A 12,918-nucleotide genomic window follows, 5' to 3' on the forward strand; every position below is an offset into this window, starting at 1 on the left:
TAACCGATACTAATTGCCCGTGAGGCTTGACCATATAACACCCAAACAATCTGACCGCGGTCAGAGCGTGAGGAAGACGACGCCGAAAACGGCGCGTGGGTTCGCAAGACCCAAGACGAGTTGTCTACTTCGATCACCGACCCAATTGGGCCAGCCAGGTAAGCTTCAACGCCTGGCCAGCCAACCGAATTGCTTGACGAACATAGAGCATTGGAACCACCTGATCCCTTCCCGAACTCAGAAGTGAAACGATGCATCGCCGATGGTAGTGTGGGGTTTCCCCATGTGAGAGTAGGTCATCGTCAAGCGCCTAACACCCAGCACCCCCGCTCAGTTCACTCTGGCGGGGGTGTTGTCTTTGGGGCGGGAAAAGTTTGGCCAGACGCCAAGGCGTTTGGGCCGATAGCCCTGCCAGCGGAAGCCGGGCAGTCATGCGGCTGAGGTTGCCCTCACCCTAGCCCTCTCCCGGGGGGAGAGGGGACGGGGGCGGTGCGGCTGAGGCTTGAGCTGTGCTTGCTGCATCAGGTGCGGCTTGAGGTCTGCAAGAGCACCGACAGCCCGGCTGCGCCGGGCTGTCGTGTTTGAAGTGGCAAGGGACCGGCGTAGGTTGGTGCTGAGCGCAGCGAAGCTCAACGATCAGGTCTGCTGCAGGTATCAAGCGAGCTGCGACAGGGCGTTGAGGGGGCGAGGTTGGCTTCCAGGTGTTGGGCTTCGCTGCGCTTAGCCCAACCTACAAAGACAGAGCAAGAAAAAGCCCGGCATGTGCCGGGCTTTTTGCGTTCAGGGTTTGCGGGCGATCAGGGTGGCGCGCAAGGGGGCGGGAAGCCCCTCGACGGTGCGGCTGGGGTCCTCGGGGTGGAGGAAGTCCGGTAGCGACTGGAAGCCCATCCACTCGGTGGAGCGCTGTTCGTCCACCGTCGTGGGGGTGAGGTCCACCAGGCGGATATCGCGGTAGCCGGCGCGCTGCAGCCAAAGTTGCAGGGCGGCGGCGGAGGGCAGGAACCAGACGTTGCGCATCTGGGCATAACGGTCTTCGGGGACCAGGACGGTGGTGGCATCGCCCTCAACGACCAGGGTTTCCAGGACCAGCTCGCCGCCGCTGTCGAGGCAGTTCTTCAGGTCCAGCAGGTGATCGATGGGTGAGCGGCGATGGTAGAGCACGCCCATGGAAAAGACGGTGTCGAAGCCGCCGTCCAAGGCAGGCAGTTCTTCCAGGGTCAGCGGCAGGTGCCAGGTGGGCAGGTCGGGGAGATAGCGCCGCAGGGCCTGGAACTGGCAGTGGAACAGCCAATTGGGATCGACGCCCAGGACCAGGCTGGCCCCCGCGCCGAGCATGCGCCACTGGTAGTAGCCGTTGCCGCTGCCGACATCCAGAACGCGCTTGCCCTGCAGATCCAGATGGGGTGCGACCCGATCCCATTTCCAATCGGAGCGCCATTCGGTGTCCAGATGAAGATCGAACAGCTGGAAGGGGCCTTTGCGCCAAGGTCGCAGTTGCAGCAGCGCTTCGCGCAGGGCCTGGTGCTGCTCCGCGGAAGGAAAACCGGCGAGGCGCACGGCCTCACGCAGCTCGATACCTTCCACCGCGATCTCGGGCAGGGCGTCGACGCCAGCTTGCCAGCGTTGCAGGTCACCATGGCCGCGGGCGTACTTGGCGGCCAGAACGCTTTCGAGCCCCTGGGACCAGCCGGCCAGCGAGGTGTCCGCCAGCTTTTGTTGCAGGGTTGCGAGGTAGGCAGGTGGGGTCATGGCAGGGCGATCAGGGAGGTGAAGTTGAGGCATTGGAACCAGGGCACGACGGTGGTGAAACCGGCACCCTGCAGGCGCGCTCGGTGTTCGTCCAGGGTGTCGGTCAGCATGACGTTTTCCAGCGCGGTACGTTTCTGAGCGATTTCCAATTCGCTGTAGCCGTTGGCTCTCTTGAAGTCCAGGTGCAGGCCGTTGAGCAATTCCTGAGTCTGGGCCTGCGGGAAACGGATCTTTTCCGACAGCAGCAGGGCGCCACCGGGTAGCAGGTTGGCGCGCAGCCGACTGAGCAAGTCCAGGCGCTGTTCCGGGGCGATGAATTGCAGGGTGAAGTTGAGGGCGATCACCGAGGCCGATTCGAGCGGGACGTCGAGGATATCGGCTTCCACCACTTCAACCGGCAGCAACTCCTCGTGCATGGAGTCCTGAGCGCTGAGGTATTCGCGGCAGCGGGTGACCATGGCGGTGGAGTTGTCGATAGCCACCACCCGGGTACCCTCGGCGCGGACATGACGGCGCAGGGCTTGGGTCACGGCGCCCAGGGAACAGCCGAGGTCATAGAGACGGCTATGGGGCTGGGCGAACCGTGCGGCGATGACGCCGAGATTCTCGACGATGGTGGGATAGCCCGGCACGGATCTCTTGATCATGTCGGGAAAGACGCGCACCACGTCTTCGTTGAAGGTGAAGTCGGCAGGAGGCTGCGGCGACGCGAACAGACGGTCGGCTTCGCTCATGGGCGGTACCTGGAAAATCCAAAGGGGGCATTGTACCCCCGGCAGGCGTTGCAGGACGTGGCGTCAGCGGATTTCGATGCGGCAGTCGAAGCGGGCCTGGGGTTCGGCTTCGGCATCCCAGGGCTGGCGCGCCTGGAGTTCGAGCTGGGCGCTGCCGGCGCTCTGGGCGCGGAAGCGCCAGAGGGACTGACCGGCGCTGCCGATGCCACCCTGATCCTGGCGCCTTTCGCGGAAGACTTCCGGGCCGAGTTGCTTGAGGTTGTCGCTGCGCTGGAGGATGGTCCAGCGGTAGCCACTGGTGGGATCGCTGGGCAGGGTCAGGGTCAGTTCCTGGCCGGTGTGCATGACCAGCGGGGTGCAGTCGCTGTCGTCACCCAGGATGAGGTTGCCGCTCGGCTGGGTGCTGCTGCAACCGGCCAGGAGCAGACAGCTGCAGAACAGAAGACGGGGGGACATGGAAACCTCCGGGGTATGACGGCAAAACGCAGAGCATACCCCAAGAGGTCGAGCGGTCAGACTAGAAGAGCACCTTGGCCACGTCGGCGAAGCGCTTGGCGAAGTGAACGGTCAGGCCTTCCTTGAGATAGGCCGGCAGCTCTTCGAAGTCACCGCGATTGGCTTCCGGCAGGATCAGTTCGCCGATCTTCTGGCGGCGTGCCGCGATGACCTTTTCCCGGACCCCGCCGATGGGCAGCACTTGACCGGTAAGGGTCAGCTCGCCGGTCATGGCCACGTTCTTCTTCGGCGCCTGGTTGCGCGCCAGCGACAGCAGGGCGGAGGCCATGGTGACGCCGGCGCTGGGGCCGTCCTTGGGCGTGGCGCCTTCGGGCACGTGCAGGTGGACGAAGGCCTGATCGAAGAAATTCGGATCGCCCTTGAAGTCCTTGAGGTGCGCGGTGACGTAGCTGTAGGCGATCTCGGCGGATTCCTTCATGACGTCACCCAGCTTGCCGGTGAGCTTGAAGCCCCGGTTCAGGGTATGGATGCGCGTCGCCTCAATGGGCAGGGTGGCACCGCCCATGCTGGTCCAGGCCAGGCCGGTGATGATGCCCACCCCGGACAGCACCTGCTCCTTGCGGAAGGGCGGCATGCCCAGATAGTCCTCGAGATCCGAGGCACCGATCTTGACCTTGAGCTTGGGCTCCTCGATGAGCTTGACCACCGCCTTGCGCACCAGCTTGCCCAGTTGCTTCTCCAGCTGGCGCACGCCGGCTTCGCGGGCATAGCCTTCCACCAGGGCCTTGAGGGCGCTGTCGGTGAGCGTCAGGCGATCCTTGGGCACCCCGGCCTTGTCCAGCTGCTTGGGCCAGAGGTGGCGCTTGGCGATGGCCTGCTTCTCTTCGGCGATGTAGCCGGAAAGGCGGATGACCTCCATGCGGTCCAGCAGGGGGCCGGGGATGGAGTCCAGGGTGTTGGCGGTACAGACGAACAGCACCTTGGACAGGTCCAGGCGCAGATCCAGGTAGTGGTCGAGGAAGTCGACGTTCTGTTCCGGGTCCAGGGTCTCCAGCAGCGCCGAGGCGGGATCGCCCTGGTAGCTCTGGCCCATCTTGTCGATCTCGTCGAGCATGATGACCGGATTCATCACCTTGACGTCGCGCAGCGCCTGGACGAGCTTGCCGGGCATGGCACCGATATAGGTGCGGCGATGGCCCTTGATCTCGGCTTCATCCCTCATGCCGCCGACGCTGAAGCGATAGAAGGGCCGGCCGAGGGATTCGGCGATGGATTTGCCGATGCTGGTCTTGCCCACCCCGGGCGGACCCACCAGCAGCACGATGGAGCCGGTCACTTCGCCCTTGAAGGCGCCCACGGCAAGAAATTCGAGGATGCGATTCTTGATGTCGTCGAGCCCGGCGTGGTGGCGGTCGAGCACCTTGCGCGCGTGCTTGAGGTCGAGCTTGTCCTGCCCATGAACGCCCCAGGGCAGGTCGGTGGCCCAGTCCAGGTAGTTGCGGGTGACGCCGTATTCCGGCGAGCCGGTCTCGAGGATGGACAGCTTGTTCAGCTCGTCGTCGATGCGCTTCTGCGCCGCCTCGGGCAGGATCTTGCCCTCCAGGCGCTGGCGGAAGCTTTCGATATCGCTGCTGCGATCGTCCTTGGTGATGCCCAGCTCCTGCTGGATCAGCTTGAGCTGTTCCTTGAGGAAGAATTCGCGCTGGCGTTCGTTGATCTTGCGATTGACCTCGGCGGACAGCTCCTTCTGCAGGCGCGCGACCTCGACCTCCTTACGCAGCAGCGGCAAGACCTTTTCCATGCGTTGCAGCATAGGCACGGTATCGAGCACCTGCTGCAATTCGTCGCCCGGCGCCGTAGTGAGGGCGGCGGCGAAGTCGGTCAGCGGCGAGGGATCGTTGGGGCTGAAGCGATTGAGATAGTTCTTCAGCTCTTCGCTGTAGAGCGGATTGAGCGGCAAGAGCTCCTTGATGGCGTTGATCAGCGCCATGCCGTAGGCCTTCACCTCGTCGCTGGGATCGGGGCTGGGACGCAGGTGTTCGACTTCCACCAGATAGGGTGGGCGCTGGCGGCGGAGCCAGCCGCGGATGCGTACCCGGGACAGCCCCTGGGCGACGAACTGCAGCTTGCCGTCCTGACGGGTGGCATGGTGGATGCGCACCAGGGTGCCGTGCTGCGGCAGCTGGTCGGGATCGAAGCCCTCGGCATCGCCGGGCTGCTGCTCCATGTAGAACAGCGCCAGGCAGTGGTGGTCGGTCTTGGCCACCAGCTCCAGCGTTTCCGCCCAGGGCTCTTCGTTGACGATGACGGGCAGGACCTGCGCCGGAAAGAAGGGGCGGTTGTGGATGGGAATGACGTAGAGCTTGTCGGGAAGATTCTGGCCGGGCAGCACCAGACCGGTCTGGCCGGCTTCTTCGCTGAGAATGTCCGCTTGGTTATCCTGATCGCTCATTGGCGTACCTTGGGCTTGGATGTAGGGCCAACATGGGGCGAGGGCGCTGGTTTTTCAACGCAGGCAAAGATCTGTCCTTCTTGACCGCCGGGTACCGCTCGAAGTGCGACGGTCGGCGCAACGAGTGGTCGCTGCCACGATAAAGATTCCCCCGGCACTGCCGCTAAAGCTGAGGTCACGCCGCAAAGCCGGCGAGAGATCCGAAAGGCGCGCGGTGGAGAGCAGCGGGTGAACAAGCATTGGGTGGTAGCGGGATGGCTGGCCTTGGGCCTGGGGACGGCACAGGCGGCTGAGGTCGCGGTACAGGTGGTCGACAGCCAGGGCGCTCCCCTGGCCGATGCCGTGGTGATGCTGTCGGGCCAGGGGCTGGTGCCCGAGCGGCAGCCGGCGGCCATCGACCAGCAGAATCGGCGGTTCGTCCCCCATGTCCTGGCAGTCGCCACCGGGACGGCGGTGAGCTTTCCCAATACCGATGATATCCGCCACCAGGTCTATTCCTTTTCCAGCCCGAAGCGCTTCGAGTTGCCGCTCTATCACGGGATTCCCAGCACCCCGGTAGTGTTCGACCAGCCGGGCGTGGTGGTGGTGGGCTGCAACATCCACGACTGGATGGTGGGCTACGTCTATGTGACCGCTGCCGGGCGCTCCGCCGTGACCGACAGCCAGGGCCGCGCCCGCCTGGAGGCGCCGGACGGTCATTATCAGCTGGCGCTCTGGCATCCCGACCTCAGCGACAAGCAGGAAGTCGCCCAGCCCGCACTGGACGTGGCGGGCAAGCCGGTGACCCTGAAACTCCAGCTGGCGATTCAGCCGAAGCCGCAGCCGGCGGAACCGGCGAGCTCGGCTTTCGAGGATGCCTTCCACAAGGCCACGCACGATGAAGCTCATCCATAGTTTCCAGACCCGCATCGCCGGCAGTCTCTTCCTGCTGATGCTGGTGGTCATCACCCTGGTCTATCTGACGGTCAAGGCCGCCACCGAGGCCAGTGCCGTACGCCAGTCCTATGACCAGCTCGATACCGGGGCGCGGGTGTTCCGCCAGGTACTGGACGGCCGCTGCCGGCGGCTGAACGACGCCGTGCGCGTGCTCGCCGCCGATTTCGGCTTTCGCGACGCCGTGGCCAGTGGCGATGTACCGACGCTGCGCTCGGTGCTGGCCAATCATGGCGCCCGGGTCGGCGCGGGCGATACCTATCTGTTGGATATGGACGGTCGGTTGATCGCCAGCACCGTGGCCGCGCACAGCGAAGGCGAGCGCCTCCCCGGCGCGGTGGGGGCGGTCAATGATGGCAGCTGTGTGCTGGCGGGCACCGGCCTGCCACAGTTGCGGGTCACCGTTCCGGTCCGCGCGCCCTTGCCCATCGCCCAGGTGGTGATGAGCTTTGCCATGGATCAGGCCATGGCCCAGGAGTTTCGCTCGCTGATCAACCTGGACGTGGTCTTCCTTGGCGAAGCCGCGCTCATGGCCAGTACCCTGCCGGACGAGCAGGGGCGGCAGCTGGTGCAGGAACTCGCGCGGGCACCAGGGACCGGCGATAGTTGGCAGCTGACCCTGGGTGGCCGGCTCTATCAGGTCAAGCGATTGACCCTGGGGACCCAGGACCATCCGGTGTACGTCTATCTGCTGCGCGCGCTCGACGTCGCCCTGGCGGAGTTCGAGCCCTTGCTCAGGCAGCTGGCGCTGATCGCCGGAGGGGCGCTGCTGGCGGCGCTGCTGGGGGCGTTATGGCTGGCGCGCAACCTGGCCCAGCCGCTGCGGCAGCTGTCGGTCATGTCCTGGCGGATCGGCCAGGGCGATTACGCGGTCAAGGTGGAAGTGCCGCGGCAGGACGAATTCGGTCGGCTGGCGCAGGTGCTCGAGGAGATGCGCCAGGGAATCGCCGAGCGTGAGCAGCGCCTCAATCACAATGCCCTGCACGATGCCCTGACCGGTCTGCCCAATCGCTTGCTGGCCGAGGAGCGGCTGCGGGTCTTTATCGCCACCCAATCCCAGGTGTCGCTGCTGTACCTGGGGCTGGATGGTTTCCAGGCGATCAATGAAAGCGCCGGGGTCGCCGGGGGCGATCGCATCCTCAGGATGGTGGCCGAGCGCGCCCAGGTGCTGCTGGCCGGCCGGGGCTGCGTTTCGCGCCCGGTAGGTGACGAATTTCTCGTCCAGGCCTGTCGCATGGGCCTGGAGGGCGCGGTGGGACTCGCCGAGCAGCTGCGCCTGTCGCTGGCCGAGCCGATCGAGTGGGAAGGGCAGTTGTTCCGCCTCAGTTGCCGGATCGGCGTCGTCGAGTATCCGCGCCACGGCGACGACCCTAACCAGCTGATCGAGCGGGCGCGCAGTGCCATGCTCGACGCCGGGCAGTTGCCGGATCGCCTGCGGGTCTATGATGAAGGGCGGGATGCGGCCCAGCAGCGGCGTCTGCAACTGGTCCAGGATCTGCCGCTGGCGGGCGGGCGGGGTGAATTGATGCTGGTGTTCCAACCCAAGGTGGCCCTGCAGGGCAGCGGACCGCACCAGGCCGAGGTCTTGCTGCGCTGGCGCCATGCCGAGCTGGGCATGGTCTCGCCGGGCGAATTCATTCCCCTGGCCGAACGCAGCGGCAGCATGGCCGGACTCACCCGTTGGGTGATCCAGGCGACGATCCGGCAGCTGGCGCTCTGGCAGACCCAGGGCCGCGAGGTAAAGGTGTCGCTGAACGTCTCGGCGGTGGATCTTGCCGATACCCAGCTGCCCGAGCGGGTGATGGGTTGGCTCGATGACGCCGGCGTCTCGGCGCGGCAGCTCACCTTCGAGATCACCGAGAGCGCCATCATGGCCGATCCCGAAGCCGCCATCGCGCTGCTGACGCGGCTGTCCATCCTCGGCATCCGGCTATCGGTGGACGACTACGGCACCGGCCAGGCGTCGCTGGCGCACCTCAAGCGGCTGCCGGTGGACGAATTGAAGATCGACCAGTCCTTCGTGAAGGAGCTGGCGCCGGGCAACGATGACGCCGTCATCGTGCGTTCGACCATCGAGATGGGCCACAACCTGGGCCTGGAGGTGGTCGCCGAGGGCGTCGAGGAGGCCCGGGCGCTGGCCCTGCTGCGCAGTTGGGGGTGCGATGTGATCCAGGGGTACTACATCAGCCGTCCCGTGCCGGCCGCTGAATTCGAAGCCTGGATGGAACGGCAGAGCATGCCGGTGCTGGAAGCGCTGTCATGAGCCGCGGCTGGCTACTGGCCGGGCTGCTGCTGGCGACCGGCGTCCAGGCAGATGGCGGCAAGCTGTTGGCCACTGGGGGAGCCAGCAGTCTGGAAGGCGCCGCGGGCGGTGGCATCACGCCCTGGGCGGTGATCGGTGGCTATGGCGAAAGCGGTCAGCCCGGCGCGACCGCCTTCGCCAGCCGGGTGTGGACCGGTGACTACCGGCTCGATGCGGCCGGCCTGGCGGTGGCCTACGACAATCGGGTGGAGGTTTCCTATGCGCGGCAGCGGCTGGATATGCCGACCCTGCGGCGGTTGATGAAGCTCGAAGAAGACAGCCTCAGCCAGGATATCGTTGGCGCCAAGGTGCGCCTGGCGGGCGACCTGGTCTACGACCGGCTGCCGCAGATCGCCCTGGGCGTGCAGTACAAGCATCAACGGGATTTCGGCATTCCTGCTGCCGTGGGCGCACGGCGCGACAGCGATGTCGAGGGCTACCTGGGCGCCAGTCGGCTGTTGCTGGGTGGCGCCTTCGGCTACAACCTCTTGATCAACGTCGGTCTCAGGTACAGCCGCGCCAACGAGATGGGGCTGCTGGGCTTCGGCGGCGATCGCAACGACAGCCGTCAATGGCTCAAGGAAGGCTCGGCCGCGGTGTTCTTCAATCCTCGCTGGGCGGTGGGCATGGAGTATCGCGAGAAGCCGCGGAATCTGTCTTTCACCCGTGAGAGTGATTGGGTGGATACCTTCGTCGGTTACTTCCCTAACAAGCACCTGTCGCTGGTGCTGGCCTATGCCTGGCTGGGCGAGATCGCCACCCTGGACGATCAGCAGGGTCTCTATCTGTCGCTGCAGGGGAGCTACTGATGCAGGGGAAAACGCTGGTACTGGCGGCGCTGCTGCTGATGCTGGGGTGCACGCCCCAGCCGCCGGCGAGTGATCGGCTCTATCAGGAGCTGGGTGGCCAGCCCGGCCTCACCCGGATCGTCGAGGGCATGCTGCTCAATGTGGCGCGTGACGGGCGGATCCGGCACTACTTCGCCAATGTCGATATCGCGCGCCTGCGCAGTCTGCTCATCCAGAAATTCTGCGCTGATGCGGGCGGTCCCTGTCGCTATGAAGGGGCGAGCATGGCCGAAAGTCATCGCGGTCTGAACCTGCAACCCGCCGACTTCAATGCGCTGGTAGAAGACCTGCAACTGGCCATGCAGCGTGAGGGCATCCCGGAGCGGACACAGAATGCCCTGCTGGCGCGCCTCGCGCCGCAACGCGGCCAGGTGATTCGCCAGTAGCCTGCCGGCTGTCGCTGTTTTCGAACCTCAGCCGTGCGAGATCCTCCCTAGGCAAGACGCCTACGCGAGGGATACGGCTTGAGCAAGACGACTTCAGCGGCCGATCTCGGCCTGACGCTGGCGGTGGACGACGAACCGGCGCTGTTTGGCTGGTTCCTGGCGAGCTACCTGTTCGGCAAACGCATCTCCCAGGGTATCGCCGCCCAGGCCTGGACGGTGCTCTATCGCAAGTACGGTCGCGACACGCCGCGCAAGCTGCTCGGTCTGAGCCGGCAGCAACTGGTCGGCTATCTCGGCGAAGGGCATTACCGGCGTTATGACGAGAGCACGGCCACGCGCTTGCTGGACGTCTGTCACCATCTGCAGGAGGCGTATGGCGGCAGCTTCGTGAGATTGCGTGACGCCAGTACGGACCGTGTGGATTTTGAGTCACGTCTGCAGCGGCTGAAGGGGGTAGGGCCCAAGACCTGTGAGATCTTCATGCGCGAAGCAGGGCCGCTATTATTTCCTGACTGAATGCACACCGCCGGCACGGGGCCGGCGGTGGTCAGGACGAGCGAGCTGCGATTATTTGCCCAGGTCGGCCTTGAGGCGGCTGCCGGCATAGGCCTGGGCGTCCTTGGCTTTTTGCACCACGGCAGCGGTGCCGAAGAACTCATGGGTGACGCCTGGATAGACCTTGCGCTCCACCTGGACGCCAGCCTGGCGCAGGGCGGTCTCCAGGAAGCCACCGTCGTCACGCAGGGGATCGATCTCGGCATTGACGATGGTCACCGGCGGCAGGCCGGCGAGATCGGCCTTGGTCAGATCCAGGCGTGGATCCTTGAGGTCCGCGGGCGAACGGGTCACCTGCTCGACGAACCACAGCATCATGGGGCGATTGAGCGGCTTGGCGTCGTCGTACTGCTCATAGGATGGGGTGTGGGTGTTGGTCTGGGCCACCGGATAGACCGACAGCACGTGCTTGGGTGCGGTGAGACCGGCCTTGTGCACGGCGACCGCGGTCGCTACCGCCAGGTTGCCACCCGCGCTTTCACCGGCCAGGGCCAGACGCTGTGGATCGCCATTGAGCGAGCCGGCGTGGGTGGTCACCCAACGGTAGGCGGCCAGAGCGTCGTCGTGGGCAGCGGGAAATTTGTATTCGGGCGCTTGACGATAATCCACCGAGACCACGATGGCATTGGCCTGCTTGGCCAGGCCCCGGGCACCACCGTCGTAGACATTGCGATCGGCGAACACCCAGCCGCCGCCGTGGAAGTAGAGGATGACTGGGAAAGGACCCTGGCCTTCGGGGGTGTAGATGCGCGCCGGCAGCACGCCGGCGGCACCGTCCACGGCGCGGTCGACGCTGGTCACGCCAGGCACCAGCGCCTCGGGTTGGGTGGGACGACCCTCGTCCTGCAGCACACCCTTGACCGCATCGGCGATGGTAGGCTGTTTGCGGGCCTTCTGGGCAGTGAGTTTCTCCACGGCTTTAGGATCGAAGCTGGCGTACTTGTTCAGCACCTTCTGCATGTCGGCATCGGTGCGCGCCATGCTCTTGGCATTGCTGACGGCCTCGGTGCCCAGTGAACGTTTTTCCGGATCACGGGCACAGCCGGTCAGGGCAAGGCCGGCACCCACCAGAGCCAGGGCGAGGAGGGTAGGTTTGCTACGCAAGAGGGACAGCGACATGGCAGAGATCCTGTGCGAATTCGGGAGGCTTACCCTGAAATCGACACGGTTATCGCGCGAGAGGTTCCGATGGGCCGCTGGCAGGCGTCTGGCGATCATTGTGCTGGGTCTGCTGGGCACCGAGGCCTTCGCCGAGCCAGCGGCCTATTGGCGCTGGCGGAGCAACGCGGACGGTCAGGAATTCTGTACTCAGACGCCGCCGGGGCCGGGCTGGGTCCGAGTCGCCGGCCCCTTTCGCGATCTGCAGTGCCGTGAGCCGGGTAGCCTGCCCCTGCGCCGCTGGGCCGAGCCGCCTCAGCAACGGTTCTAGTTCGAGTTCTCGGCGGCCTTGAGCAGGGAGGCGCCGAGTTCGCCTTCGTAGCGCTGCCACACCGGACGCATGGCCTCACGCCAGCGCGTGCGTTGCTCGGGGGTGAGGGTGATGATCTCGCTACCGCCCGCAGCGGCGATACGCGCGCGATCACGCTGGTTTTCCGCCTCGGATTGCTTCTTCACCTCGAAGGTCACCTGGTCGATGATCTCCTCTAGGGTGCTGCGCACGGCGAAGGGTAGGGTACGCCAACGGTCGGCCTTGACGATCAGCAGGTAGTCCAAGGCGCCATGATTGCTTTCGGTGAAATAGCGTTGCTGCTGGTCGAGGCGCTGGCTCCAGTAGTTGGACCAGGTGTTCTCGGTGGCATTGACGGTGCCGCTGGTGAGCGCCTGCAGGGCTTCTCTGAAGGGCAGCTTGACCGCCGTGGCGCCGAGGGCCTCGAACTGGCGTTGCAGGACCTCGGAATTCTGGATGCGGAACACCAGCCCCTTGGCATCGCCGGGTTCGCGCAAGGGCTTGCGCGCCGACAGTTGCTTGAGACCGTTGGGCCAGTAGGCCAGGCCGATGATGCCGGCCGGTTCCAGGCTCTGCAGCAGCTGGCGACCACTGGGGCGGGCCTGGAAGTGATCGAGGGCCGCGCGACTCTCGAAGAGGAAGGGCAGGTCGAACAGCTTGAGCTTGGGGCTGAGGTCGGTGAGCTTGCTGATCGCCGGTGCCAGGATATCGACCTTGCCGTCCTGCAGGGCTTGCAATTCGCTGGCGTCGTCGAAGACCGTGCCGCTGGGCATCACCTCCAGCTGGACCTGACCGGCGAGGCGTTGCGCCACCAGTTGCTGGAACAGCTGAGCTCCCTTGCCCTTGGGGGTCTCCGGCGCCACCACATGGGAAAACCTCAGAGTAATGACGTCAGCGTAGCTGGACGTCATGGGCAGGGCAGCGGAGAGCAGGGCGCAGAGGCCCAGGATCGACGGTTTCATGGCAGGTCCTGGTGGTTATTCTTGGAATCCTTATAGGCGTACTTTACCAGTGCGACGTCAGGTCACAGGGCCTGTGGGAAGGCGTTGGCTGCCG

The 12,918-nt window shown here is 65.2% G+C and carries 12 protein-coding genes and 1 rRNA gene; 7 read left to right on the forward strand and 6 right to left on the reverse strand.

Features of this window, described 5'->3' with window-relative positions; genetic code table 11:
• Nucleotides 1–192: 192 nt before the first annotated feature.
• Nucleotides 193–308 (forward strand): 5S ribosomal RNA (gene rrf / locus BMZ43_RS19455).
• A 472-nt stretch (nt 309–780) separates the two neighbouring features.
• On the opposite strand, the gene cmoB is transcribed toward rrf, so the two are convergent.
• The 4 genes from cmoB to lon form a co-directional block, all read right to left on the reverse strand.
• Entirely contained in the window at nt 781–1,749 is a 969-nt protein-coding gene (gene cmoB / locus BMZ43_RS19460) for a tRNA 5-methoxyuridine(34)/uridine 5-oxyacetic acid(34) synthase CmoB (RefSeq protein WP_064309476.1), read from the reverse strand.
• Nucleotides 1,746–2,483 (reverse strand): carboxy-S-adenosyl-L-methionine synthase CmoA, encoded by a 738-nt coding sequence (gene cmoA / locus BMZ43_RS19465; RefSeq protein ID WP_017639845.1) that lies wholly within the window; start codon nt 2,481–2,483, stop codon nt 1,746–1,748. Before cmoA ends, cmoB begins: the two co-directional genes overlap by 4 nt.
• 63 nt (nt 2,484–2,546) lie before the next feature.
• On the reverse strand, nt 2,547–2,939 hold the full coding sequence (locus BMZ43_RS19470; RefSeq protein WP_017639844.1) for a protease inhibitor I42 family protein: 393 nt from the start codon (nt 2,937–2,939) through the stop codon (nt 2,547–2,549).
• 61 nt (nt 2,940–3,000) lie between these two features.
• On the reverse strand, nt 3,001–5,391 hold the full coding sequence (gene lon / locus BMZ43_RS19475) for an endopeptidase La (protein WP_093255899.1): 2,391 nt from the start codon (nt 5,389–5,391) through the stop codon (nt 3,001–3,003).
• A 228-nt stretch (nt 5,392–5,619) separates the two neighbouring features.
• Between lon and BMZ43_RS19480 the strand changes: the two genes are divergently transcribed.
• The 5 genes from BMZ43_RS19480 to BMZ43_RS19500 all read left to right on the forward strand — a co-directional run bounded on the left by BMZ43_RS19480 (nt 5,620) and on the right by BMZ43_RS19500 (nt 10,376).
• On the forward strand, nt 5,620–6,285 hold the full coding sequence (locus BMZ43_RS19480; protein ID WP_082900488.1) for a methylamine utilization protein: 666 nt from the start codon (nt 5,620–5,622) through the stop codon (nt 6,283–6,285).
• Entirely contained in the window at nt 6,269–8,587 is a 2,319-nt protein-coding gene (locus BMZ43_RS19485; RefSeq protein ID WP_093255901.1) for a putative bifunctional diguanylate cyclase/phosphodiesterase, read from the forward strand. The genes BMZ43_RS19480 and BMZ43_RS19485 overlap by 17 nt, the downstream gene beginning before the upstream one ends.
• A complete protein-coding gene (locus BMZ43_RS19490) occupies nt 8,584–9,435 on the forward strand; it encodes a DUF3034 family protein (RefSeq protein WP_093255903.1) in 852 nt (283 codons plus the stop codon). The genes BMZ43_RS19485 and BMZ43_RS19490 overlap by 4 nt, the downstream gene beginning before the upstream one ends.
• Nucleotides 9,435–9,860 (forward strand): group I truncated hemoglobin, encoded by a 426-nt coding sequence (locus tag BMZ43_RS19495; protein ID WP_093255905.1) that lies wholly within the window; start codon nt 9,435–9,437, stop codon nt 9,858–9,860. The genes BMZ43_RS19490 and BMZ43_RS19495 overlap by 1 nt, the downstream gene beginning before the upstream one ends.
• A gap of 78 nt (nt 9,861–9,938) precedes the next feature.
• Nucleotides 9,939–10,376, forward strand: coding sequence for an HhH-GDP family DNA glycosylase (locus tag BMZ43_RS19500; protein ID WP_093255907.1), 438 nt, complete (start codon nt 9,939–9,941; stop codon nt 10,374–10,376).
• A 51-nt stretch (nt 10,377–10,427) separates the two neighbouring features.
• Here the strand turns inward: BMZ43_RS19500 and BMZ43_RS19505 are convergent, their stop codons facing one another.
• Complete coding sequence (locus BMZ43_RS19505; protein WP_093255909.1) at nt 10,428–11,534, reverse strand: alpha/beta hydrolase; 1,107 nt, start codon at nt 11,532–11,534, stop codon at nt 10,428–10,430.
• On the opposite strand from BMZ43_RS19505, the gene BMZ43_RS19510 reads away from it, so the two are divergent.
• Nucleotides 11,533–11,844, forward strand: a complete 312-nt coding sequence (locus tag BMZ43_RS19510; protein ID WP_371913894.1) for a hypothetical protein — start codon at nt 11,533–11,535, stop codon at nt 11,842–11,844. The genes BMZ43_RS19505 and BMZ43_RS19510 overlap by 2 nt on opposite strands.
• On the opposite strand, the gene BMZ43_RS19515 is transcribed toward BMZ43_RS19510, so the two are convergent.
• On the reverse strand, nt 11,841–12,824 hold the full coding sequence (locus BMZ43_RS19515) for a DctP family TRAP transporter solute-binding subunit (RefSeq protein WP_093255911.1): 984 nt from the start codon (nt 12,822–12,824) through the stop codon (nt 11,841–11,843). The two genes, BMZ43_RS19510 and BMZ43_RS19515, sit on opposite strands and share 4 nt — an antisense overlap.
• Nucleotides 12,825–12,918 lie beyond the last annotated feature (94 nt).

Source organism: Pseudomonas sp. Snoq117.2 (assembly GCF_900110545.1).
Classification (GTDB): Bacteria; Pseudomonadota; Gammaproteobacteria; order Pseudomonadales; family Pseudomonadaceae; genus Chryseomonas; species Chryseomonas benzopyrenica.